We start from the raw sequence: 22,913 nt of genomic DNA on the forward strand, positions 1-22,913 counted from the left end.
TTTCGTCTTTACTGCGGATACGGTACCCAACTGCCGCCGTTTAGCTGCACGTAGGGTTTGCCCTGATACTGAATGACAATGGCGTTGGAGTTTTCTGATACCGCCGCGGTCTGCGGCAGATTTGCGGTGTATTGCTGCCAGTTGACGTTATCTTCGGTAAACATCTTACCGTCCAGGGCGCGCACCACCAGTTCAGAAACCGCGAGGTAGCTGGAAGGCTGAGTGATTTCCACCGCGGCGCCCTGATGCGGAGCCTTCATGCCGAAGAATTTCACCGCCGCAGGTACGTTGGTAATCGACGGGCTTGGGATATCGCGCAGCCCGGAAACCTGCATCTTATCCCCCTTCAGCGCGGCGCCGTGTTCCGGCACCACCACCACCATCACTTTACGCCCCGATTTTTCCAGTTCGGTGAAGAAGGCGTCCAGCTCATCAAAGAACTTCTGCGCGCGGGCCTTATAGTCGGCCGTTTTGCTTTGGCCGGGATAATGGTTGCCATCGTGCAGCGGCAGCGTGTTGTAGAAGGTCGCGGTACGGGGCGTGTTAAGCTTCTCGGTAGACTGTAGCCAGCGATCGAGCGTCGCCTGGTCGTCGTAAACCGGCGATCCGTCGAAGCCTTGCAGGATTACCGGCAAACCGCTCTGATCCATCAGCGGACTCTGCATGCCGCCGAGCGAGCGAACCTCTTTGAGGAAGTCGCCGAATACGCCGTTGTGCCCCAGCATCAACTGTTGGGTAAAGCCGAGTTTGGCCAGATTTTCGAACAGGTAGCACTCGTTGCCAGACGGCTGATACAGGTTGTTATGCGATAGCTGGCCGCAGCTGGCGCGCAGCAGGCGAACGGCTGCCGGGCCGCTGTAGGAAGTGGCGGAGTTGAAGTTTTTGAAGAGGATATCGAAATGTTTCCACAGCGGATGATCCATCAACCCGGCAGCCTCAATGTCTGACCATGACAGGGAACAGATATTAATAACCAGCAGATCGAACGGCTGCGCATCCCCAGGCAGCTGATCCGGGAACGGTGTTTTTCTTTTCTGTTCAGAAGCATAGAAAGTTTTCAGCCAATTGCTAAGGTTAGCTGAGGTTGGCGGTTCGGTCTGCGGTGGGATATCGCCGCTGGCGGCGGCGCTGGTTGATGCCGCGGCTGATGTCGTTCCACCGGTCGTTGCCGCCGGCGTGGCCGCTGCGGTGTTCGGCTGGCCGGCGGGCCATAAAGTAAAGGAGGGCAGCAGCGGGCTGATAACCAGCCAGACCATGATCGCCGAAACGAAGACGGTAACGCGCAGCCATTGGCTGATGAATAGCCACAGCACCAGCAGCACAAAGAAGGCGCCGACCATATTCCAGTTAATAAAACGGGTGATCAGGTCCCAGATGTAATCGGCGCTGAAACCGGCGATTTGCGAGCCCTGGCTCATGATGCTTTCCGGACCCGGTAACCAGGTGTCATGCCAGAACAGGGCAAAGCCGAGCGGAATCGCTATCCAGTGGCGTATCCGGTGCAGTTTTTCACGGGGGATCGGCACCAGCAAAAAGGCGAGGAACACCAGGTTGAGCATTGGATGGAAGTTCAGGTATCCCGCCCACAGCAGGGCAAACTTCACGAGAAAATAGAAGTTCCAGCCGGACAGGCCGCGCCAGTACTGCCATAGCGGAAGCGGCGTAGCGGTAGTTTTTGCTTTGGTCATTTTTTCGGTTTGCCCTGCCTGGTCGCGCTCTCCCGGCGCAGTACGCCGGCCGGTTTCACGAAACGGGGTTTAAAGAACATCAAACGTAAAGTGGTGCGAATACGGCGCTGATAATGGCGCGTCAGGTATCCCAGCGGGAAAAATAGCAGGGCGCACAATACGATCAGCTGAATGATATCGGCGATAGACATCATGACCGCGGTTCTCCGTCGGTGGAGAGTCGCCAGGGTTCAGGGATTCGCCGCCACTGGCGCCCATCGTGTTTAACGTTAAGGGCTTCGTTTTTGCCCACCGTAATCGGCAGCGGCGTGTTCCAGTTGTCAGGAGATATGCCGCGCATCAACAGGATTTCCGCGGAAATTTGCTTATCTTCAAACCAAATCATACGGTTAGAAAAAATGTCTCCGGTCGGTAAAGGGAAGATATGGTTTAACGCCGTGTCCAGGTCATTTACCCGGCAAAACGATAAAAACAGCACTAATCGATTATTACCGATCGTCGCGATATCGCCCATGCGGTTGGGTTTACAAAGGGTTAACGCCTGTTCGACACGTAGCCCCGGCGCGGGGCGCAGCGCCACCATTACCCCTTTGCTATCCGGCGGCAGCAGCGTGTTGGCCATGATATTGCTGACCGCTTCACAGAAGGCGTCCCACTTTTGATAACCGCGAAGTTTAAGCGGCCGGCTCCAGGTCAACAGCGTGTTGAAGTCTTCCGGAACGTGGCGAGTAAATTTCTGCTTTTGCACGCTTTCAATAAGCGTAAGGCAGCGAGAAAGCCCGGCGCTGCAGGGGATTACCATGTTGGCGCCGCTGCTTAACAGCAAGCGTTCATCGGTGGCGCGCAGGCTCGGCGTTTGTTCACGTACCACGATTTTTAAGGCGCTGCCGCGCTGGCGACGCAGGGTATGGATATAGCGTCCGAGCTGCTCTATTTGCTCATTTTGGGTAATGGAAAATAGCAAGGTGGCCGCCTGCGCGGTACGACCGGCTTCAAAGACGGCGTCATTGGTTTCGAACAACGTCCAGTATTCGGAAAGCGCAGGCGCCCCTTCCAGCACGCGCAAATTACTGAGGACGATTTTTTCGTCGCTACGCGGTTGCACTGCCGCTTCTTCGCTCTGCGCCAGCCGCCAGCCTTCATCATCGTGTAAAATAACCAGCTGCTGCTGCGCGCTAATACCTTTCTCACTGCCCCACCACGCGATATCAAATAGATGGCTATCGCCCTGATAACGAATGCTCGCCAGCCCGGAAAGGGCGCGGTACTGGCGTAATAACGGAGAAAGTTGTTTGTCGGTATCATTAGCCGAATTAAGTACCATAAGAGAGCAGTTATGGTATTTGGCCCATCGATTAGATTTTTCTACCCAATGGAGTAATTCTTCGGTTTTTATATTTTGCCAGGAATTTTCTGTACATAGCAGAATAAATAAATAGTTGCCAGGTTCCATAGAACAAAGTATGTCGCGGTGCAACTCCTGCAGGCCTTCCGGGCGATCTGGCATCGTGAATAGTGCGATTTTATCAGGACCGCGATCTTTTTTTAATGATATGACTTCATTAGGTTTTTTACCCATTATTATGGCGGCGACCTTGCTTTCCGGAGCCTGGCTTTCCAGCGTTTGATTCAGCAGGCTGACGGCGTCGGCATAGCGGTCGACATTAAGCCACCATACCCCGCCAACGGGCATATGGCATACTTCGTCCCATAATGATGAAATACCCAATGTATATACAATATCCACGATGTTCCTCGCGTGCCCTATTTACAATGATTAGTTTACTAGCGAAAGCGTGAGAGTAAACCTAACATTGAAATTAAAGGACATCAGTTTTAGCATGTACACGTAATTTTAGGGATGAGCGGTTTCCACTTCCTGGTTTTATAATGTGTTTTTCGAATGGACAGAGAAATGCCGGAAAAAGACCCTACGGTACCTGGCGATGCAACGCTGGGATATACCTTCCAAAATGATTTCCTGGCATTAAGCCGGGCATTTTCCCTGCCGGATATTGATTACCACGACATTTCCCGACGCGAACAGCTCGCTGCGGCGTTGCAACGCTGGCCGCTGTTGGCCGAATTAGCTGAGAAAAAGTAAGGAAGCCGTCGATGGCGATTCTGGGATTACAAGGCATACGCGGCGGCGTAGGCACCACATCTATTACCGCCGCACTGGCCTGGGCGCTACAGCTGCTCGGTGAAACCGTGCTGGTGGTCGATGCCAGCCCGGACAATATGCTGCGCTTTTTCTTCAACGTTGATTTCGACCATCGCAACGGCTGGGCGCGCTCGTTGATTGACGGAGGTGACTGGCGCGACGCCGGGCTGCGCTACACCGCGCATATCGATCTTCTGCCGTTTGGCCGCCTGACGCCTGGCGAACGTGAGCACGTAGATAAGTTCAGTCCGACGCTGGAACCCATCGCGGAGCAAATCAAATTGCTCGACCAGCAGGGGAGCCACCGCTGGCTGCTGATTGATATACCCGAAGGCTACTCTCCGCTTACCCGCGAATTACTGAGCGTTTGCCATCGCGCTCTACAGGTTGTGCATCCCGACGGCAATAGCCATATTCGCCTGCATCAGCAGGCGCTGCCTGCTAATGCGGATATTTTGATTAACGACCTGCGCGTCGGCAGTCAGCTGCAGGAAGATCTCTATCAACTGTGGCTGGAAAGCCAGCGCCGTATTCTGCCGGTCACGATTCACCGCGATGAAGCGATGGCGGAATGTCTGGCGGCTAAACAGCCGCTTGGCGAATATCGCCAGGATTCGCTGGCGGCGGAAGAGGTGCTGACGCTGGCCAACTGGTGTCTGCTGCACTATGCCAGAGAGGGAGCGGCATGATCCGCCTGAGTACGTTGCTGCTGGCGCCGCCGGTGGGCGAGCGCTTGAGCGCACGTTATGATGACTATCGTCAGCATGGCGCGTCGGTGCTTTCAGCTTTTCTCGGATGCCTGTGGGTGTCGTTGGCGTGGGCGTTAATGCCGCTTGAGACGCCGCGCTGGCAAGCTATTCGCGAACACCACGGCGACTATTTTCCGCATATTAATCCGCATCGCCCACGCCCGTTAGATCCGATACGCTATTTGCTGCAGTCGCTCTGGCTACTGGCGACCCGGGTGCCGGAACCGGATAAAAAAATTAACTGGCGCTCGCTGGCGGCGCTGGAAGGGGTTCACGGGCGCTACGCGCAGTGGATGGAAAAATTACCGGAAAAGGTCAACACCCGTACCGGCCATCTCGATAAGCAGAAAGAGCTTGAGCACCTGCATCCACAGCTGCGGCGGCTGGTGCTGGGTACCATCACCTTCTTCTCGCTGATTCTGGCGCTGTTGTGTATCACCCAGCCGTTTAACCCGCTGTCGCAATTTATTTTCCTGCTGCTGTTGTGGGGCGTCGCGCTGCTGGTGCGGCGTATTCCGGGGCGTTTCTCCGCCCTGATGTTGATCGTGTTGTCGCTGACCGTTTCCTGTCGCTACATCTGGTGGCGCTATACCTCCACGCTGAACTGGAACGATCCGGTCAGCCTGGTGTGCGGGTTGATTTTGCTGTTTGCCGAAACCTACGCCTGGATTGTGCTGGTGTTGGGCTATTTCCAGGTGGTGTGGCCGCTCAATCGCCAGCCGGTGCCGCTGCCGGAAGATATGAACGAATGGCCGACGGTGGATATCTTCGTCCCGACCTACAACGAAGATCTTAGCGTGGTGAAAAATACCATCTACGCGTCGCAGGGTATCGACTGGCCGAAGGATAAGCTCAATATCTGGATCCTTGATGACGGCGGGCGCGAAGAGTTTCGCCAGTTCGCAAAAGATGTCGGCGTCCATTACATCGCGCGTACCAGCCACGAACATGCCAAGGCCGGTAATATCAACAATGCGTTGAAGTATGCGAAGGGCGAGTTCGTCTCTATTTTCGACTGCGACCACGTGCCGACCCGCTCCTTCCTGCAGATGACCATGGGCTGGTTCCTGAAGGATAAAAAGCTGGCGATGATGCAGACGCCGCACCACTTTTTCTCGCCGGATCCGTTCGAACGCAACCTGGGCCGTTTTCGTAAAACGCCGAACGAGGGGACGCTGTTTTACGGCCTGGTGCAGGACGGCAACGATATGTGGGATGCGACCTTTTTCTGCGGATCCTGCGCGGTCATTCGCCGCGGCCCGCTGGATGAAATCGGCGGTATCGCCGTCGAGACGGTCACCGAGGATGCCCACACCTCACTGCGCCTGCATCGTCGTGGCCATACCTCCGCCTATATGCGCATCCCTCAGGCGGCGGGGCTGGCGACGGAAAGCTTGTCGGCGCATATCGGCCAGCGTATTCGCTGGGCGCGCGGAATGGTGCAGATTTTCCGTCTTGATAACCCGCTGTTTGGTAAAGGGTTGAAGCTGGCGCAGCGTATCTGCTACGTCAACGCGATGCTGCACTTTTTGTCCGGTATCCCGCGGCTTATCTTCCTTACCGCGCCGCTGGCATTCCTGCTGTTACACGCCTATATCATCTATGCGCCGGCGCTTATGATCGCGCTGTTCGTGCTGCCGCATATGATCCATGCCAGCCTGACGAACTCGAAGATCCAGGGCAAGTACCGCCACTCCTTCTGGAGTGAAATCTACGAAACGGTGCTGGCATGGTATATCGCGCCGCCGACCTTCGTCGCGCTGATTAACCCGCACAAAGGCAAGTTCAACGTCACCGCCAAAGGCGGACTAGTGAAAGATGAGTATGTCGATTGGGTTATCTCACGCCCCTATATTTATCTGGTGTTGCTTAATCTGGTGGGCGTGGCGGTCGGCATCTGGCGCTTTATGTACGGACCCGAGAACGAAATTTTAACCGTCTGGGTCAGCATCATCTGGGTGTTTTATAACTTAATCATCCTCGGCGGCGCCGTGGCGGTGTCGGTGGAGAGCAAGCAGGTGCGGCGTTCGCACCGCGTAGAGATGTCGATGCCGGCGGCGATTGCCCGCCCGGATGGCCACCTGTTCTCCTGTACCGTTCATGACTACTCTGACGGCGGCCTGGGGATAAAAATTCACGGCGACGCGCGGGTACTGGAAGGGCAACACGTGAATTTGCTGCTCAAACGCGGACAGCAAGAATACGTCTTCCCGGTTCGCGTCGCGCGGGTCAACGGCGGTGAAGTCGGCCTGCAATTGCTGCCGCTGACTAACCAGCAACATATTGATTTTGTGCAGTGTACGTTTGCCCGCGCTGATACGTGGGCGCTTTGGCAGGACAGCTTCCCGGAAGATAAGCCGATGGAAAGCCTGCTGGATATCCTCAAGCTGGGGTTCCGTGGATATCGTCACCTGGCGGAGTTCTCGCCGCCGTCGGTGAAGGTTATTTTCCGCTCGCTCACCTCGCTGGTGGCCTGGATTGTATCGTTTTTGCCGCGCCGTCCCGAACGCGCCGCGGCGGTGCTTTCGGCAGAACCAGCAATGGCTCAACAATGATGATAATGCGATGAAAAGAAAACTTTCCTTGATTTGTGCAGTGGCGGTGGGAATGAGCAGCTGGTACCCCTTCGCAACATTTTCGGCTCCGGCGGCGACGCCGAATGCCGCGGTGGTCGACGCTCCCGCCACAACGGGTGCGGCCCAGCCAGCGCCGGTGATTATCGATGGCCAGCCGACGGCGGCGGTTATCGATCCTGCCGCGCCGGTGGTGGTGGCGGACAACATTCCCTCTCGCGACGTGAAGCTGACTTTTGCGCAAATCGCACCGCCGCCGGGGAGTATGGTGCTACGCGGTTCGCACCCAGAGGGCGCCGTGGAATTCGGCATGCGCAGTGATGAAGTGGTCGCCAAAGCGCTGCTCAATCTTGACTACACGCCGTCGCCATCGCTGCTGCCGGTGCAATCGCAGCTGAAGGTTTATCTCAACGACGAGCTGATGGGCGTACTGCCGGTCACCAAAGAGCAACTGGGTAAAAAAGTGAGCGCCCAGATCCCCGTCGATCCACTGTATATCACCGATTTTAACCGCGTGCGGCTGGAGTTTGTCGGCCACTATCGCGACGTTTGCGAAAACCCGGCCAGCAGTACGCTGTGGCTCGATATCGGCCGTGAGAGCTCGCTGGATTTAACCTATCAGTCGCTGCAGGTACGTAACGACCTGTCCCACTTCCCGGTACCGTTCTACGACTCGCGCGACAACCGTCCGCTGACGTTGCCGATGGTTTTTGCTGCTGCGCCTGACGTCAAACAGCAGCAGGCGGCGGCGATTGTCGCCTCCTGGTTTGGCAGCAAGGCCGGCTGGCGCGGTCAGCAGTTCCCGGTCCACTTCAATGAGATACCGGAACGCAACGCTATCATCTTCGCCACCAACGATAAGCGTCCGGACTTCCTGCGCGACCATCCGCCGGTGAAAGCGCCGACCATCGAAATGGTCAACCACCCGAGCAACCCGTACGTCAAGCTGCTGGTGATCTTCGGTCGCAACGATCAAGACCTGCTGGTGGCGGCGAAGGGTATTGCCCAGGGCAATATTCTGTTCCGCGGCGATAGCGTGGTAGTGGATGGCGTGAAAGAGTTGAAGGCGCGCCAGCCGTATGACGCGCCGAACTGGGTCCGTACCGACAGACCGGTGACTTTCGGCGAGCTGAAAACCTATGAGCAGCAGCTGCAATCAAGCGGCCTGGTGCCAGATTCGATTAACCTGGCGCTGAATCTACCGCCGGATCTATACCTGCTTCGCGCCAACGGCATCGATATGGATCTGAAATATCGCTATACCATGCCGCCTATCAAAGACAGCTCGCGGATGGATATCAGCCTTAACGATCAGTTCCTGCAGTCGTTTAGCCTCAATAGCTCGCAGGATGTGAATAAGCTAATTTTACGCCTGCCGGTGCTGCAGGGGCTGTTGGATGGCCAGAACCAGGTGACCATACCCGCGCTGCGTCTTGGCGCGATGAACCAGCTGCGCTTCGATTTTCAGTACATGAACCCGATGCCCGGCGGCAACATCGATAACTGTATTACCTTCCAGCCGGTGCAGAACCACGTGGTGATCGGCGATGACTCCACCATCGACTTTTCGAAGTATTACCACTTCCTGGCGATGCCGGATCTGCGCGTCTTCGCTAATGCCGGTTTCCCGTATACCCGCATGGCCGATCTTTCTCAGACGCTAATCGTGGTGCCGAAAACGCCTGATGCGGGTCAGGTTGAGACGCTGCTGCAGGCGGTAGGCGGCATCGGCGCACAGACCGGGCTGGCGGCTATCAACGTGCAGATGACCGACGACGGCAACCAGATTAAGGGCAAAGATGCCGATCTGATGCTGATTGGCGCTATTCCGCCGTCGCTGAAAGACGATACCAAAATCAATCTACTGGTCGAGGCGACCAAAAGCTGGGTGAAAACGCCGATGCGTCATTATGACCTGGCGAGCATCTATCCGGATGATGACGCGCGCACGCCGCATACGCGAACCGACATCACCTCTTCCGGGCCGATGGCGGCCATTATTGGCTTCCAGTCGCCCTACAACGACCAACGCAGCGTGATCGCCCTGATGGCCGATAGCCCACGCGGTAACGAGCTGCTCACAAACGCCTTAAATGACAGCGGTAAACGGGCGGCGATGTTCGGTTCGGTGGCGGTGATTCGTGAATCCGGCGTCAATAGCCTGCGGGTTGGCGATATCTATTATGTCGGCCACCTGCCGTGGTTCGAGCGCATCTGGTTTGCGCTCTCCAGCCATCCGATACTGTTGGCGATTCTGGCGGCCGTCAGCATTGTGCTGCTGGCGTGGGTGCTGTGGCGTATGCTGCGTATTCTCAGCCGTCGCCGTCTTGATCCTGATGATGAGTAATTGCTGATGAACGCATTTCGTGGGGTACTTCTCTCGGTTTTAATGCTGGCGGCGGGGCAGGTGAGCGCCGCCTGCCAGTGGCCCGCCTGGGAGCAGTTTAAAAAAGCGTATGTCAGCGCCGAAGGACGAGTCATCGACCCCAGCGATGCGCGCAAAATCACTACCTCCGAAGGGCAAAGCTACGCGTTGTTCTTCGCCCTGGCGGCCAACGATCGTCAGGGCTTCGATAAGCTATTTCAGTGGACGCAGAACAACCTGGCGCAGGGCGATCTGCGCGCCCATCTGCCGGGATGGCTATGGGGGAAAAAGAGCGAGGATGAATGGACGGTGCTGGACACCAATTCGGCATCGGATTCTGATTTGTGGATTGCCTGGGCGCTGCTGGAAGCCGGACGCCTGTGGAAGGTTGATAACTATACTGAGGTAGGAAAAGCGCTGCTGGCGCGGATTGCCGATGAAGAAGTCGCTGATGTTCCGGGACTGGGGCCGTCGGTACTGCCGGGGAAAGTCGGTTTCGCGGACGACAAGGGCTGGCGCTTTAATCCAAGCTATCTGCCGCCGCAGCTCGCCACCTACTTTACCCGCTTTGGCGCGCCGTGGCCGAAGATCCGCGACAGCAATCTGCGGCTGCTGCTGGAAACGGCGCCGAAAGGCTTCTCGCCGGACTGGGTGCGCTATGAGAAAGGCAGCGGCTGGCAGCTGAAAACCGATAAGCCGATTATTGGTAGCTATGACGCTATTCGCGTCTATCTGTGGGTCGGGATGCTCAATAACGCCGATAAACAAAAAGCGCCGCTGTTGGCGCGTTTCAAACCGATGGCGACTCAGACGATCAAACAGGGATTGCCGCCGGAAAAAACCAATATCGCCAGCGGGAAAACCACCGGTGAGGGTCCGGTTGGTTTCTCCGCTTCCATGTTGCCGTTTTTACAAGATGAGGACGCCCGCGCGCTACAGCGCCAACGGGTCGCCGATCATTATCCCGACGCGGATGCCTACTATAGCGCGGTGCTGACGCTGTTCGGCCAGGGGTGGGATCAACATCGTTTTCGTTTCGCCGCAGGTGGCGAATTACAACCTGACTGGAACCAGGAATGCGCAAGTTCTCACTAAGCTTCATCACGCTGTCTGTCGGTCTCGCACTACTGCCGCTGGCGCAGGCGGCGAATACCCCTGCGCAGCAGCATCTGCTGGAACAAGTGCGTCTCGGCGAGGCGAGCAGCCGTGAAGACCTGGTACGTCAGTCGCTTTATCGACTGGAATTGATCGACCCGAATAACCCAGATTATCTCGCCGCGCGGGCTCGCTACCTGCTGCGTCAGGGCGACACCGCCGGCGCGCAAAAGCAGCTCGATCTGCTGGCGAAACTGGCCCCTGACTCAGCGGCATTAAAAGCGACGCGCAGCGAGATCGATCTCAGCGGAGACAAAGGACAGCAAGAGCTGCAGCAGGCGCGCCTGCTCGGCGTGGCCGGAAAGGTCGATGAAGCCATCGCCGCCTATGAAAAGCTCTTCGGCGGCGTCCCGACGGATACCGAAGCGGCTATCGAATACTGGACGCTGGTGGCGCGATTGCCCGCTCGCCATAGTGAAGGCGTTAGCCAGCTAAAAAAACTCAATGCCAGTACCCCGGATAACGTCACTCTGCTGACCTCGCTGGCGAAGCAGATGTTTTCAGATAACAAGCAGCAGGAAGGCTTCGCCTATCTGGAACAGATGGCGCGTTCGGCTTCAGGTCGCGGCATCGCGGCAGATATGTGGCTCGGCGAAATTAAAACTATGTCGGTCAGCAGCGGCAGCGTTCAGGCATTACAGCGATTCCTGCTCTTGTTTCCCGCCGGATCCGCCGCCGCTAACGCCCGGCTGCTGCTGGCGCAGCAACAAACTCAACTGAAAGATCCGACCTTCCGCGCTAAAAGCGAAGGACTGGCGGCGGTGAAATCCGGCAATGCGGCGCAGGCGGTGGCCGATCTGCAGCAGGCGGTACGCGCCGATGCCCGCGATAGCGATGCCGTCGGCGCGCTGGGCGCCGCTTACTCACAGCGCGGCGACCGGGTGCGGGCGGTGGCGCAGCTCAATAAAGCGATCGCGATGGATCCGAAAAGCCCGAATCGCGATAAGTGGGACAGTCTGCTGAAGACCAACCGCTATTGGCTGTTGATTAAACAGGGTGATAACGCGCTGAAAGCAGGCCAACTGGCGCAGGCGCAAAATGCTTACGCCCAGGCGCAGCGGGTGGATAACACTGACAGCTACGCGGTACTGGGGTTAGGCGATGTCGCCGCGGCGCGCAAAGATGACGCCGCTGCCGAGCGCTACTATCGACAGGCGCTGCGGATGGATCGCGGCAATAACCTCGCGGTACGCGGTCTGGCGAATGTTTATCGCCGTGAGTCGCCTGAAAAAGCCAGCGCCTATATTGCCAGCCTATCCGCTAGTCAGCGGCGCAGTATTGATGATATCGAACGCAGTCTCACTAACGACCGACTGGAAAAACAGGCTGAAGCGCTGGAAAGCCAGGGCAGTTGGGCGCAGGCCGCGGAGGTGCAGCGGCGGCGTCTGGCGTTGGATCCCGAAAGCGTGTGGATAACCTATCGGCTGGCGAAAGATCTGGTCAGCGCCGGCCAGCGGCCGGAAGCGGACGCGCTGATGCGTAACATGGCCAACCGCAAGCCGGGCGATGCCGAACGGGTTTACGCCTACGGGCTCTATCTGTCCGGTAATAATCAGGATGATGCGGCGCTGGCGCAAATTAACGCGCTGCCGCGCGGACAGTGGACCGATAATATCCGTGAACTGGAAGGGCGTTTGCAAAGCGACAAAGTGATGCGCGAGGTCAACCAACTTCGCGATAGCGGGCAGGAAGCGCAGGCTATTGCCTTGATTAAACGGCAGCCGGAATCGGTACGCTACGATCTGGCATTGGCGGATTGGGCGCAGCAGCGCGGCGATAGCGCAGAGGCGATAGCCCAGTACCATCGGGTGCTGAGCCAGCAGGCTGATAATGGCGATGCGCGCCTGGGACTTGCGGAAGTCTATCTTGCCGAGGGCGATAAAAATGCCGCCCGCGCGCAGGTCGCGCAGTTGAAGGATGCGGATACGGAATCGATCAACATGCAGCGCCGGGTAGCGCTGGCCCGCGCCGGATTTGACGATACCGCGGGCGCGCAACAAATATTCGACCGCATCGTGCCGCAGGCGAAAAGCCAGCCGCCGTCGATGGAAAGCGCGCTGGTGCTGCGTGATGCCGCGCGCTTCCAGACGCAAAGCGATCAACCACAGCAGGCCCTGGAAAGCTATAAAGACGCGATGGTAGCCTCTGGCGTGACCCGCGTTCGCCCGCAGGATAATGACACCTTTACCCGCCTGACCCGCAACGATAGCCAGGATGACTGGCTGAAGCGCGGGATCCGCAGCGACGCCGCCGATCTTTATCGCCAGCAGGATCTTAACGTTACCCTTGAGCACGACTACTGGGGATCGAGCGGCACCGGCGGTTATTCAGACCTCAAAGCGCACACCACCATGCTGCAGGTGGACGCGCCGCTGTATGACGGACGGATGTTCTTCCGTACCGATGTGGTGAATATGAACGCCGGGACGTTTTCCACCAATAGCGACGGCGGCTACTCGCCGAGCTGGGGGACCTGCGGCGAAATTAGCTGCTATGGCGGCAGCAAAAATCAGAGCGACGGCGGCGCCAGCGTGGCGGTCGGCTGGAAGAACGATACCTGGAGCGGCGATATCGGCACCACGCCGATGGGCTTTAACGTGGTCGATGTCGTGGGGGGACTGAGTTATAGCGGCGATGCCGGGCCGGTCGGCTATACCGTCAACGTCCACCGGCGGCCCATTTCCAGCTCGCTGCTCTCCTTCGGCGGGCAAAAAGATAACCCTAACGACGGCCACACCGGTACCACCTGGGGCGGGGTACGCGCCGCCGGCGGCGGTATCAGCCTGAGCTACGATAAAGGCGAGGCGAACGGCATCTGGTCATCGTTGGGTGCGGACCAACTCACCGGCAAAAACGTCGAGGACAACTGGCGCGTGCGCTGGATGACCGGTTACTACTATAAAGCGATCAATGAAAATAATCGCCGGGTGACCGTCGGCCTGACCAATATGATCTGGCACTACGACAAAGACCTCAGCGGCTACACGCTGGGTCAGGGCGGTTACTACAGCCCGCAGGAGTATCTCTCTTTCTCGGTGCCGGTCATCTGGCGTCAGCGTACCGAAAACTGGTCATGGGAACTCGGCGGTTCGGTGTCATGGTCCCATTCGCGCACGCAAACTCAGGCGCGCTATCCGTTGCTGAATTTGATTCCGTCGCAGTATCGCTACGAGGCCAGCCAGCTAAAAGAAGAGGGCGGCAGCAGCCAGGGCTTCGGTTATACCGCACGGGCGCTGGTGGAACGGCGAGTTACCGGCAACTGGTTTGTCGGCGCGGCGGTGGATATTCAGCAGGCCAAAGATTACACGCCGAGCCACGCGCTGCTGTACGTGCGCTATTCCGCTTCCGGTTGGCAGGGTGACATGGATATGCCGCCGCAGCCGTTGGTGCCTTATGCGGATTGGTAGCAGATTAGCCTGATTTCTACGGCTAATCGCCAATCCACCCCGCTGTTCGCGTATACTCGCCGTACCTCGCCCGCCGCTTTCGGGAAGAACCCGTCTTGCGGGCGAGAGCGAACAATTTGCGTATATAATCAGCCTGAAAACGACCGGTAGTGATGGATCTCGCCGGATAGTCGTTCAGTTTCAGTGGAGAACACAGTTGCGCGTCAGCCGCTCACTTACAATTAAACAGATGGCGATGGTCGCGAGCGTGTCCATGGCGTTTGTCCTGGTCTTTTGTTCCATTTTACTGTTTCACTTTGTGCAACAGAGTCGCTATACCACGGCCACGCAATTAGAAAGTATCGCCCGTTCCGTTCGCGAACCGCTGTCGGCGGCAATTTTGAAAGCCGACATTCCCGAAGCGGAAGCCATTCTGGGCCGCATTCAGCCTGCTGGCATCGTCAGCCGGGCGGATGTGGTGCTACCGAATCAATTCCAGGCGCTGCGGATGCGCTTTATTCCCGAACGCCCGGTGCCGGTGATGATCACTCGCCTGTTTGAACTGCCGGTGCAGATATCTCTGCCAATCTACTCGCTGGAACGCCCGGCTAACCCGCAGCCGCTGGCTTATCTGGTGCTGCAGGCGGATTCCTATCGCATGTACAAATTCGTCATGAGCGCGCTTGCGACGTTAGTGACTACTTACTTACTTTTGGTGCTGGTTTTAACGGTAGCGCTCACCTGGTGCATCAACCGACTGATTGTTCGCCCACTGCGCGCCATCGCTCGCGAGCTCAACGATATTCCGCCTCAGGATCGTCTCGGGCATCAACTGAGCCTACCGCGACTGCACCAGGACGATGAAATCGGCATGCTGGTGCGCTGCTACAACCGCAATCAGCAGTCCTTGTTGCGCCAGTATGATGAGCTATCGCTGCAATCGACCCGTTTTCCGGTGTCTGAGCTCCCCAACAAAGCCTTTCTGATGGCGATGCTGGAGCAGACCGCGACCCGTCCGCAGCCTTCGGCGCTGCTGGTGGTGGCGTGTGAAACCCTGCAAGATGCCGCGGGCGTCCTGAAAGAGAGCCAGCGCGAGATGCTGCTCTTAACGCTGGTCGAGAAACTAAAAGCGGTTATCCCGGCCAATATGGTACTGGCGCAGGTGAGCGGTTACGATTTCGCCATTTACGCGCCCGGACTTAGCGAGCCTTGGGAAGCGGTGTCGCTAAGTAAGCGAGTGCTCACTTCTATTAGCGAGCGATTGCCGCTGCACGGTGTCCAGCTGCGCCCTTGCGCCAGCGTCGGCATCGCGATGTTTAATAGCGAGCTGAATGCCGAGCAGTTCTACCGCCGTGCGGTTTCCGCCGCGGTGACGGCGCGGCGTAAGGGTAAAAATCAGATCGAGTTCTTTGACCCTGAGCAGATGGAAAAAGCCCAGCGCCGGTTAATGGAAGAGCATGACATCCTCACCGCGCTCGATAATCAGCAGTTCGCCATCTGGTTCCAGCCGCAGGTGGATATTGCCAACGGCGATATTTGCGGTGCGGAAGTTCTGCTGCGTCAGCGACAGGCCGATGGCAGCTGGTCGCTACCGTGCGATCTGATCGAGCGTATTGAAAACTGCGGGTTGATGGTGCCGGTAGGTTATTGGGTAATGGAAGAAGCCTGCCGTCAACTGGCAGCCTGGCAGCAACAAGGGATCATGCTGCCGCTGTCGGTGAACGTCTCTCTCCTGCAACTGCTGCATCCCGAGCGCGGCGTTGAGCTACTGGCGCTCATTGAACGCTACCGTATCGCCCCGGGCACGCTGGTGCTGGAGGTGACGGAAAGCCGCCGTCTTGACGATCCGCAGGCGGTGATTGCCCTGCTGCGCCCGCTGCGCGACGCCGGTACGCGCATTGCGCTGGATGATTTCGGCATGGGTTATGCCGGGTTGCGCCAGCTGCAACATATGAAATCGCTGCCGGTGGATATCCTGAAAATCGACAAGGCGTTTATTGATATGGTGCCGGATGATACCAGCATGGTCCCGGCGATAATTCAGCTGGCACGCGGGCTCAAGCTGCGGATTGTCGCTGAGGGCGTCGAAAAAGAAGAACAGCTGAAATGGTTGCAAGCGGCGGGGGTGGACATCGCTCAGGGTTACCTGTTTGGTTGCGCCTTACCGCTGGAAAGCTTTATGCAGCGCTTCCTGCACGCTGAAAAGGATGATGCAAGTTTGTAACATTTTTAGTTGTTTGTGCGAGTCAGCTCAAATATTTTAACAATTCCGTTGCAACTTCGCGGTTACTTATTTCTGAAATGTTTCCAGGGTGTTATTTTTAAGCCACAGACACAGATAACCTTTCATTGTCTGTGGTTATTCCCAAAGGACACCCTATGAAACTCTCTCTCTTCAAAAGCCTCTATGTCCAGGTTTTATCGGCCATAGCCATCGGTATTTTGCTGGGCCATTTCTACCCGGAACTTGGCGCGCAGATGAAACCGTTCGGCGACGCCTTCGTAAAACTGATTAAAATGGTCATTGCTCCAGTTATCTTCTGTACCGTTGTGACAGGGATCGCCGGAATGGAAAGCATGAAGGCCGTCGGTCGTACCGGTGCGGTGGCGTTACTCTACTTTGAAGTGGTGAGTACCATTGCGTTGATTATCGGTCTTATCATTGTCAACGTGGTGCAACCCGGCGCGGGCATGAACGTCGATCCGGCGACGCTGGACGCGCACGCGGTGGCGGTCTACGCCGAGCAGGCTAAAGATCAGGGTGTTGTCGCCTTCTTACTCGATATTATCCCGGGCAGCGTAATTGGCGCTTTCGCCAGCGGTAATATTTTGCAGGTGCTGATGTTTGCCGTCCTGTTTGGCTTTGCGCTGCATCGTTTAGGTAGCAAAGGCCAGCTGATTTTCAACGTCATTGAAAGCTTCTCGCAGGTCATTTTCGGCATCATTAACATGATTATGCGCCTGGCGCCGATCGGTGCTTTCGGGGCGATGGCCTTCACTATCGGTAAATACGGCGTCGGTACTCTGGTACAGCTGGGCCAACTGATCATCTGCTTCTACATCACCTGTATTCTGTTCGTGGTGCTGGTACTGGGCTCAATCGCGCGGGCCACCGGCTTTAGCATCTTCAAGTTCATTCGCTATATCCGCGAAGAGCTGCTGATTGTGCTCGGTACCTCCTCTTCGGAGTCCGCGCTGCCGCGAATGCTGGATAAGATGGAGAAGTTGGGTTGCCGCAAATCGGTGGTGGGGCTGGTAATACCGACCGGCTACTCCTTTAACCTCGACGGCACCTCCATCTACCTGACGATGGCGGCAGTGTTCATCGCCCAGGCCACCAATAGCCATATGGATATCTTCCATCAGATCACCTTGCTGGTGGTGCTGCTGCTCTCTTCGAAAGGGGCGGCGGGCGTTACCGGTAGCGGATTTATCGTACTGGCGGCAACCATCTCCGCGGTGGGGCATCTGCCGGTGGCGGGTCTGGCGCTGATTCTCGGTATCGACCGCTTTATGTCGGAAGCGCGCGCGTTGACCAACCTGGTGGGTAACGGCGTGGCGACCGTGGTCGTCGCGAAATGGGTGAAAGAACTCGATGCCAAACAGCTCGATGATGTGTTGAATAACCGCGTTCCCGCGGACAAATCACAAGAATTATCCTCGTAATTCCTCATGTTATGCCCATGAACTATGGGCTCCTGCGCAAAATTAGGTATCATTCCCCTTCTGGGGGAATGATACCTCATGATTATTTTACGTCTTCATGCGACATTTTCGCCTTCGCGTGGTCTAACCGACGTATTTGATTCACCACCTTTTTCGGCAATCCGACGATGGGTTGCCTATGTAACCAGGAATGTTCATCAGGGGTTCACATGCAGGGCACAAAAATTCGACTCTTAACCGGTGGTTTGCTGATGATAGCGACGGCCGGTTCTGTGCAGGCAGAAGCGCTCCAGCCGGACCCGGCCTGGCAACAGGGGACTTTGGCGAACGGTTTTTCGTGGCAGGTACTGGCCACGCCGCAGCGTCCTAGCGATCGCGTCGAAGTCCGCCTGGCTGTGAATATTGGCTCGCTGAGCGAAAGCACTCAGCAGAGCGGCTTCAGTCATTTCATTCCGCGCCTGGCGCTGACCCAAAGCGGCAGCCTCCCGACGATGCAGGCGCGTTCGCTGTGGCAGCAGAGTATTGACCCGAAGCGTCCTCTGCCGCCGGCGATCGTTTCGTACGATTTCACCTTGTTTAATCTGAGCCTGCCGAACAACCGCAACGACCTGCTTAAAGAGGCGTTGAACTGGCTGGCGGATGCTAACGGTAAGTTGAGCATCACCCAGCAAGCGGTCAATCATGCGCTGCAGGGCAGCGATATGGTGGCGACCTGGCCGCTGGATACTCAGGAAGGCTGGTGGCGCTATCGCCTGAAGGGCTCGACGATGCTCGGCCACGATCCGGCGGCGCCGTTGAAACAACCGGTTGATATTAAACAGCTGAAAGAATTTTATCAGAAATGGTACACCCCGGACGCGATGACGCTGATTGTCGTCGGCAACGTCGATAGCCGCAGCGTCGCGGAGCAAATCAACAAAATCTTCGGCGAACTGAAAGGTAAACGCGAGACGCCGGCGGCGGTGCCAACGCTTTCACCTCTGCCGGCTACGCCGGTCAGCATCATGACCGATGCCGTGCGTCAGGATAAGCTGTCGATCATGTGGGATTCCCCATGGCAGCCGATCCGCGATTCCGCCGCGCTGCAGCGCTACTGGCGCGATGACCTGGCTCGGGAAGCGCTGTTCTGGCACGTGCAGCAGAACCTGAGCAAAAGCAACATAAAAGATATCGGCCTCGGTTTTGATTGCCGCGTGCTTTACCAGCGCGCCCAGTGCGCAATCAACATTGACTCGCCGGGCGAACGCCTGAACGCCAACCTGAGCGCGGTATCGCGCGAGCTGGCGAAGGTGCGCGACAACGGCCTGCCGCAGGAAGAGTTTGATGCGCTGATTGCGCAGAAAAACCTCGAACTGCAAAAGCTGTTCGCTACCTATGCGCGCACGGATACCGATATTCTGATTAGCCAACGCATGCGTTCGCTGCAAAATCAGGTGGTGGACATCGCGCCGGAGCAGTATCAAAAGCTGCGCCAGGAGTTCCTTAACTCACTGACGGTCGACATGTTGAACCAGTATCTGCGCCAGCAGTTATCGCAGGATATGGCGCTGGTGCTGCAGCAGCCGAAAGGCGAGCCGGAGTACAACATGAAGGATCTGAAAGCGACGTGGGAAAAACTGATGGCGCCAGCGCCCGCTGCGGCGGTGAGCGCCACGCCGGATGCGGCTGATGCGCATAATGAGGCGACGGATATTCCTCCAGCGCAGTAACACAGGAAGCGGGTGCGGATCCGCTTTTGCGCCGGATGGCGGCTACGCCTTATCCGGCCTACGGTTCGTGCCATTGCGAGCTGGAGTTGTTAACTCTACCTCTGTCCCCATGGCTACTGAAACTGCCGCGGTTGGTGGCCTCAAAATCCCCGGTGGCGCTACCGCTTACCGGGGCTACAGCACTGTTCGATTTGGTAGCCCTGCTAAGCGCAGCGCAAGCAGGGGGAATCGGAGCTCAGTCCGGCATCGCTTCGCGTGGGATAATCGCCCCGCGATACTGGATAACCGTGCTGGCGGTGAGGTGTCCGCGTTTCGCCGCGGATTCCGCGTCGCCGCCGGTCAGGCGCACCGCCAGATAGCCGGCGCTGAACGAATCGCCCGCCGCGGTGGTATCGACGACTTTCTCTTTCGCCAGCTTCACCGCGGGCACCTCCAGCAGCGGCTGGCCGGCAATCGCCACCAGACAGGAGTCGGCGCCGCGCTTCACCACCACCTCTTCGACGCCAGCGGCGTGGGTACGGGCGATAACCTCGGCAACCGGTACCGCTCCCCACAGCGCATCCTCATCATCCAGCGTCAGAAAAGCGATATCGGTACATTCCAGCATTTGCTGGTACACCTGGCGAGTCTCTTGCTGGCTGGCCCACAGGCGCGGACGGTAGTTGTTATCGAAAATCACTTTCCCGCCGTTAGCACGGCATTCGCGCAGCAGCGTGAGCAGCTTTTCCCGGCTGGACGGGCTGAGGATGGCGAGGCTGATACCGCTCAGATAGAGGTAATCAAAGGTCGCCAGCTCTTCACAGATGGCGTCCGCGCGCTCGCTTTCGAGCCAGAATTTGGCCGCCGCTTCGTTGCGCCAGTAGTAGAAGGTGCGCTCGCCGGTCTCGTCCGTTTCAATGTAGTAGAGGCCAGGCAGACGGTCAGCCATGCGCTGAATCAGATCGGTTTTTACCTGCTCGCCCTGCCAGGATTCCAGCATCTGCTGGCTGAAGGTGTCGGTGCCCAGCGCGGTCACGTAGTGCACGCTAAGGGCATCCGCGCTGGTCTGGCGCGCGATGTAGACCGATGTGTTTAAGGTATCGCCACCGAAACCGCGATTCACCGCCGCGTTTTTCTCTGACAGTTCAATCATGCATTCGCCAATCACGGCAATTTTCTTAGACATAGTGCTGACCTGAAATTGAATCGAAATTAGCGGTAGTTTGCGCTGGGCACCCGGCAGGGTCAATCATATTAAAACATCGTTCCATTATTTTTTGACCTGACGCGCAAAATGTGACGAAAAGCGCATTTGGCGGATGAATCTCCGCTCTTCAACTATAGTGAGGAGTGACGAGACGCAAAAGGAGCGGAGAGGGGATGACCAGAACCCGTAAAACGATTGCTATTATCTCGGGAACGATTGTGCTGTTAATCGTTCTTTTTTTCATCGTGTTGGCGACCTTTGACTGGAACCGGCTCAAGCCGACGATCAATCAGAAAGTCTCCGCCGAACTCAATCGGCCATTCGCCATTCGCGGCGACCTTGGCGTGGTGTGGGAGCGACAGCCCGAGGAGCGCGGCTGGCGCAGCTGGATCCCGTGGCCGCATGTGCATGCCGAAGATATCGTGTTGGGCAACCCGCCCGACATTCCGCAAGTGACGATGGTGCATCTGCCGCGCGTGGAAGCGACGCTGGCCCCGCTGGCGCTGCTGAGCAAAACGGTCTATTTGCCGTGGATTAAGCTCGAACAGCCTGACGTCCGGCTGATAAGGCTGACGGAAAACACCAATAACTGGACCTTTAAATTAGCTGCGGACCCGTCCTCCGAAAAAGCCAACCCGCCATCGGCCTGGTCTTTCCGCCTTGATAATATTCTCTTCGATCGCGGCAACATCGGTATTGACGATAAGGTAACCCGCAGCGATATCGCGATCGTGGTCGATCCGCTCGGCAAAGCGCTGCCGTTTAGCGAAGTTACCGGTGCGGGCGACAAAGCGCAGGCGAAAAAAGCCGGCGACTATATCTTTGGCCTGTCGGTGAAGGGGCGCTACAAAGGCCAGCCGCTGAGCGGCAGCGGAAAAATTGGCGGCATGCTGGCGCTGCGTAGCAATAGTACGCCGTTCCCGCTACAAGGGGATTTTCACTCTGGTAACACCCGGATTGCGTTTAGCGGCACAGTCAGCGATCCGCTTAACGTCGGCGGGCTCGATCTGCGGCTGAAATTCGCCGGCGACTCGCTGCGCGACCTCTACGATCTGACCGGCGTCCTGCTGCCGGAAACGCCGTCCTTTTCCACCGATGGCCGCCTGCGCGCCGACTTTAAGCACAAAAACGGCATGCGTTTTGCCTATCGCGATTTTAACGGCCGGATTGGCGACAGCGATATCCACGGTTCGTTGACCTATACTACCGGCAAACCGCGACCGAAGCTCACCGGCGATCTGGAGTCTAAACAGCTGCGGCTGGCGGACCTCGGCCCGCTGATTGGCGTTGATTCCGGCGGCGGGGCGAAGAAATCCTCATCACGTAAAGCGGGCGATGCCGTACAGCCGGCGGGGAAAGTCCTGCCGGCCGATCGCTTTGAGACGGATAAATGGCAGGTGATGGACGCCGATGTGCGCTTCAAGGGGCGGCGAATCGAACACGGCGGTACTCTGCCCATCAGCGACCTGGCGACCCATATTATTCTTGAACGCGGCGACCTGCGCCTGCAGCCGGTGCGTTTTGGCCTGGCTAACGGTTCGATTGCCGGCAGCGTGCATCTGCAGGGCGATAAAAAACCGCTACAGGGCGAGGCCAATCTGCAGGCGCGGCGGCTCAAGCTTAAGGCGTTGATGCCGAACGTCGAGATGATGCAGAAAACGCTCGGTGAGATGAGCGGCGATGTGCAACTGCGCGGCAGCGGTAACTCGGTGGCGGCGCTGCTTGGCAACAGCAACGGCAACCTTAAGCTGCTGATGAATGATGGTCTGATTAGCCGCAACCTGATGGAAATTCTCGGCTTAAACGTCGGTAATTTTATCATCGGGCAGATTTTCGGCGATGAGGAGGTTCGGGTGAACTGTGCGGCGGCTAATATCGATGTGGTCAACGGCGTGGCGCGACCGCAAATTTTCGCCTTCGATACCGAGAACGCGTTGATTAACGTGACCGGCACCGCCAGCTTTGCCTCTGAACAGCTGGATCTGACCGTTGACCCGGAAAGTAAGGGCCTGCGGGTGATTACTCTGCGCTCGCCGCTGTACGTGCGCGGCACATTTAAATCGCCGGATGCCGGGGTGAAAGCCGGGCCGCTGATTGCCCGCGGCGCGGTGGCGGCAGCGTTGGCGACGTTGGTTACGCCGGCGGCCGCTTTACTGGCGCTGATCTCGCCGGCGGAAGGCGAGGCGAATCAGTGCCGGACGATTTTGTCACAGATGAAAAAGTAAGGATGGGATGAGTGATGGCCCTGACGGCAACAGCGTCAGGGCCTGCA

The 22,913-nt window shown here is 57.4% G+C and carries 14 protein-coding genes; 10 read left to right on the top strand and 4 right to left on the bottom strand.

Annotation, left to right across the window (positions count from 1 at the left end; all coding sequences use genetic code 11):
* Nucleotides 1-8: 8 nt before the first annotated feature.
* From bcsG to bcsE, 3 genes are read right to left on the bottom strand one after another with little or no spacing between them, the layout of a single operon-like run.
* Entirely contained in the window at nt 9-1,688 is a 1,680-nt protein-coding gene (gene bcsG, locus AC22LX_RS17630; protein ID WP_047050368.1) for a cellulose biosynthesis protein BcsG, read from the bottom strand.
* Nucleotides 1,685-1,882 (bottom strand): cellulose biosynthesis protein BcsF, encoded by a 198-nt coding sequence (gene bcsF, locus AC22LX_RS17635; RefSeq protein WP_045390791.1) that lies wholly within the window; start codon nt 1,880-1,882, stop codon nt 1,685-1,687. The genes bcsG and bcsF overlap by 4 nt, the downstream gene beginning before the upstream one ends.
* Nucleotides 1,879-3,435: a cellulose biosynthesis protein BcsE gene (bcsE, locus tag AC22LX_RS17640; protein ID WP_045390794.1), complete on the bottom strand. Its 1,557-nt coding sequence runs from the start codon at nt 3,433-3,435 to the stop codon at nt 1,879-1,881. Before bcsE ends, bcsF begins: the two co-directional genes overlap by 4 nt.
* A gap of 168 nt (nt 3,436-3,603) precedes the next feature.
* Between bcsE and bcsR the strand changes: the two genes are divergently transcribed.
* The 9 genes from bcsR to AC22LX_RS17685 all read left to right on the top strand — a co-directional run bounded on the left by bcsR (nt 3,604) and on the right by AC22LX_RS17685 (nt 19,455).
* Nucleotides 3,604-3,792, top strand: a complete 189-nt coding sequence (gene bcsR / locus AC22LX_RS17645; protein ID WP_045390797.1) for a cellulose biosynthesis protein BcsR — start codon at nt 3,604-3,606, stop codon at nt 3,790-3,792.
* Between the two features lie 11 nt (nt 3,793-3,803).
* Nucleotides 3,804-4,541 carry a cellulose biosynthesis protein BcsQ gene (bcsQ, locus tag AC22LX_RS17650; RefSeq protein WP_045390800.1) on the top strand — a complete coding sequence of 246 codons (738 nt, stop codon included), beginning with the start codon at nt 3,804-3,806 and terminating at the stop codon, nt 4,539-4,541.
* Nucleotides 4,538-7,156, top strand: coding sequence for a UDP-forming cellulose synthase catalytic subunit (bcsA, locus tag AC22LX_RS17655; RefSeq protein WP_045390803.1), 2,619 nt, complete (start codon nt 4,538-4,540; stop codon nt 7,154-7,156). The genes bcsQ and bcsA overlap by 4 nt, the downstream gene beginning before the upstream one ends.
* Before the next feature lie 10 nt (nt 7,157-7,166).
* Nucleotides 7,167-9,521: a cellulose biosynthesis cyclic di-GMP-binding regulatory protein BcsB gene (gene bcsB, locus AC22LX_RS17660; RefSeq protein WP_045390806.1), complete on the top strand. Its 2,355-nt coding sequence runs from the start codon at nt 7,167-7,169 to the stop codon at nt 9,519-9,521.
* A gap of 6 nt (nt 9,522-9,527) precedes the next feature.
* Nucleotides 9,528-10,634 (top strand): cellulose synthase complex periplasmic endoglucanase BcsZ, encoded by a 1,107-nt coding sequence (gene bcsZ, locus AC22LX_RS17665; RefSeq protein WP_045390827.1) that lies wholly within the window; start codon nt 9,528-9,530, stop codon nt 10,632-10,634.
* Nucleotides 10,616-14,101, top strand: coding sequence for a cellulose synthase complex outer membrane protein BcsC (gene bcsC, locus AC22LX_RS17670; protein WP_045390809.1), 3,486 nt, complete (start codon nt 10,616-10,618; stop codon nt 14,099-14,101). The genes bcsZ and bcsC overlap by 19 nt, the downstream gene beginning before the upstream one ends.
* A gap of 196 nt (nt 14,102-14,297) precedes the next feature.
* Entirely contained in the window at nt 14,298-16,304 is a 2,007-nt protein-coding gene (gene hmsP, locus AC22LX_RS17675) for a biofilm formation regulator HmsP (protein WP_045390812.1), read from the top strand.
* 155 nt (nt 16,305-16,459) lie between these two features.
* Nucleotides 16,460-17,746, top strand: a complete 1,287-nt coding sequence (locus tag AC22LX_RS17680) for a dicarboxylate/amino acid:cation symporter (RefSeq protein ID WP_015369244.1) — start codon at nt 16,460-16,462, stop codon at nt 17,744-17,746.
* 209 nt (nt 17,747-17,955) lie between these two features.
* Nucleotides 17,956-19,455 carry a M16 family metallopeptidase gene (locus AC22LX_RS17685; RefSeq protein ID WP_049061124.1) on the top strand — a complete coding sequence of 500 codons (1,500 nt, stop codon included), beginning with the start codon at nt 17,956-17,958 and terminating at the stop codon, nt 19,453-19,455.
* A gap of 235 nt (nt 19,456-19,690) precedes the next feature.
* Here the strand turns inward: AC22LX_RS17685 and kdgK are convergent, their stop codons facing one another.
* Nucleotides 19,691-20,620 (bottom strand): 2-dehydro-3-deoxygluconokinase, encoded by a 930-nt coding sequence (gene kdgK / locus AC22LX_RS17690; protein WP_045397203.1) that lies wholly within the window; start codon nt 20,618-20,620, stop codon nt 19,691-19,693.
* A gap of 194 nt (nt 20,621-20,814) precedes the next feature.
* On the opposite strand from kdgK, the gene AC22LX_RS17695 reads away from it, so the two are divergent.
* Nucleotides 20,815-22,866: an AsmA family protein gene (locus AC22LX_RS17695; RefSeq protein ID WP_213292942.1), complete on the top strand. Its 2,052-nt coding sequence runs from the start codon at nt 20,815-20,817 to the stop codon at nt 22,864-22,866.
* Nucleotides 22,867-22,913 lie beyond the last annotated feature (47 nt).

The sequence above is a fragment of the Klebsiella sp. PK01 genome (assembly GCF_057624675.1).

What these genes read in the sequence shown, in the direction of transcription:
- bcsG (WP_047050368.1), bottom strand. Translation starts at nt 1,688, where the DNA reads ATGACCAAAGCAAAAACTACCGCTACGCCGCTTCCGCTATGGCAGTAC.
- AC22LX_RS17680 (WP_015369244.1), top strand. Translation starts at nt 16,460, where the DNA reads ATGAAACTCTCTCTCTTCAAAAGCCTCTATGTCCAGGTTTTATCGGCC.
- bcsC (WP_045390809.1), top strand. Translation starts at nt 10,616, where the DNA reads ATGCGCAAGTTCTCACTAAGCTTCATCACGCTGTCTGTCGGTCTCGCA.
- bcsZ (WP_045390827.1), top strand. Translation starts at nt 9,528, where the DNA reads ATGAACGCATTTCGTGGGGTACTTCTCTCGGTTTTAATGCTGGCGGCG.
- bcsB (WP_045390806.1), top strand. Translation starts at nt 7,167, where the DNA reads ATGAAAAGAAAACTTTCCTTGATTTGTGCAGTGGCGGTGGGAATGAGC.
- kdgK (WP_045397203.1), bottom strand. Translation starts at nt 20,620, where the DNA reads ATGTCTAAGAAAATTGCCGTGATTGGCGAATGCATGATTGAACTGTCA.
- AC22LX_RS17695 (WP_213292942.1), top strand. Translation starts at nt 20,815, where the DNA reads ATGACCAGAACCCGTAAAACGATTGCTATTATCTCGGGAACGATTGTG.
- bcsF (WP_045390791.1), bottom strand. Translation starts at nt 1,882, where the DNA reads ATGATGTCTATCGCCGATATCATTCAGCTGATCGTATTGTGCGCCCTG.
- bcsR (WP_045390797.1), top strand. Translation starts at nt 3,604, where the DNA reads ATGCCGGAAAAAGACCCTACGGTACCTGGCGATGCAACGCTGGGATAT.
- bcsA (WP_045390803.1), top strand. Translation starts at nt 4,538, where the DNA reads ATGATCCGCCTGAGTACGTTGCTGCTGGCGCCGCCGGTGGGCGAGCGC.
- AC22LX_RS17685 (WP_049061124.1), top strand. Translation starts at nt 17,956, where the DNA reads ATGCAGGGCACAAAAATTCGACTCTTAACCGGTGGTTTGCTGATGATA.
- bcsQ (WP_045390800.1), top strand. Translation starts at nt 3,804, where the DNA reads ATGGCGATTCTGGGATTACAAGGCATACGCGGCGGCGTAGGCACCACA.